The sequence below is a fragment of the Micromonospora sp. KC721 genome (genome assembly GCF_004348355.1).
Classification (GTDB): Bacteria; Actinomycetota; Actinomycetes; order Mycobacteriales; family Micromonosporaceae; genus Micromonospora.
Window position 1 is genome coordinate 1 of record NZ_SMJY01000378.1, and the last position, 1,676, is coordinate 1,676.

Sequence of the window (1,676 nt, forward strand, 5' to 3'; positions counted from 1 at the left end):
GTGGTTACGCGGAAGGTGGCGTCGCTGCGTGCGGTTGTGGTGGTGGTGGGGTCGAGGCGCAGTTGGTAGGCGTAGTGGCGGATGTAGCGGTCGGGGTGGTTGTAGGACTGGAAGGATGACCAGGTGGGGTCGGCGAGGCCGGCGACCTGCAGGAAGGTGGCGTCGGCGGCGAACTGGGCGGTGCCGTCGTTGCGGAGGAGTTGGAAGTCGTAGTTGGTGTGGCGCAGGAAGTAGCCGGGGAAGTTGACCGACTCGAAGGAGATGGTGCCGGTGCCGGCGAGGCCGGGCCGTAGCCGGAACTGGGCGTCGGGGCCGGTGATGTTCTGGTCGATGCGTACGTCGTAGTTGGCGTGCCGCACGTATCGGTCGGGGAAGTTGTACGACTGGAGCCGGTTGGCCGGGGTGCTGGGCCAGCGGGCGAGGACGCGGCCTTCCTCGGCGGCGGTGAGGGTCAGGATCGAGCCGTGGCGCTTCTTGGTGGCGCCCATGTTGTAGCTTCCCGATGCCGGGATCTGGTAGGTGCTTACGGCGGCGGGGTTGGTCGTCGTGACGGGCATGTATCCGCGTCCGGAGGAGTACTGGTCGAGGTAGAGGGCCCACTCGTTGCGGTCGCGGAACTTCATCCACATCGGGCCTTCGACCTGGGAGCCGGTGAGGCCGATGCCGGAGAGGTTGCCGAGGTTGGTCCAGGTGCCGAGGATGGAGTTGCTGCCTTCGAGGGTGATCTGGCCGTCGCCGGAGGCCCGTACGTAGCGGTAGTTGCCGACGCCGGCCGGTAGTTCGACGATCTGGGTGTCGATGAGTTCCTGGGTGCCGGGGCGGTCGATGTAGATCTGCGGGGTGGTGATGGTGCGGAAGTCGCTGGTGCGGGCGTAGAAAATGCGGTGCTTCGTCTTGCCGTCGAGTGGCACGTTCGTCGCCCAGTACAGGACGTAGTCGTTGGTGGCGGGGTTCCAGATCGCCTCAGGCGCCCAGGCGTTGCGTCCGTCGGGGATCGCGCCGGCGACGTTGAGCAGCCACGGCTGCGACCAGTTGATCAGGTCCGTCGACTCCCACACCACGAAGCTGCGGCTGCCGTTGTTGATGGAGCCGTCCACCGTCGACCCGCAGCCCCAGCACAGGTCGGTCGCGATGATCCAGTACTTGCTGCCGTCCGGGGAGCGGACCAGTGCGGGGTCGCGCACCCCGCGCGTGCCGAGCGGGGAACGCAGGATCGACGCCCCGTCGTTGAGGTCGTTCCAGTGCAGGCCGTCCGTGCTGTGCGAGAGGTAGATCTGCTGACCGGTCGACCCTTCACCGATGAAGTGGACCATCAGGTAGCCCGGGTCGGCGGCGACGGCCCGCCGCGGTGCGGTCACCGACCAGGATGTGAACAGCAGACAGGCGGCAGACAACGTCGCCACCAGCCTGACCAAGATCTTCGACATTTATCTCCTTTAGGGAACAGTGAGGTGCGTCGGATGCGTGACCGTTGGAGCTAGGGCGTGTGTCGAAGTCGGTCACAGCCACTCGTTGATGGCCGCGAGGTGGATCGTGGCCTCGTACCGGACGGCCAGCTTGTCGAAGCGCGTGGCCACGGCCCGGTTGCGTTTGAGTCGGTTGATGCCGCACTCGACGGCGTGACGTTGCTGGTAGATGTGCGGGTCGAAGGCTGGCGGGCGTCCGCCCTTGGATCC

At 66.4% G+C, this 1,676-nt stretch carries 1 protein-coding gene and 1 pseudogene; both read right to left on the reverse strand.

Going from position 1 to position 1,676, the window contains the following annotated elements; genetic code table 11:
• Positions 1-1,427, reverse strand: a 1,427-nt coding sequence (locus tag E1182_RS30455; RefSeq protein WP_132271178.1) for a glycoside hydrolase family 43 protein, incomplete at its 3' end; no start/stop codon positions are given.
• A 72-nt stretch (positions 1,428-1,499) separates the two neighbouring features.
• Positions 1,500-1,676, reverse strand: a pseudogene (locus tag E1182_RS30460) (IS5/IS1182 family transposase); the annotation flags it as partial.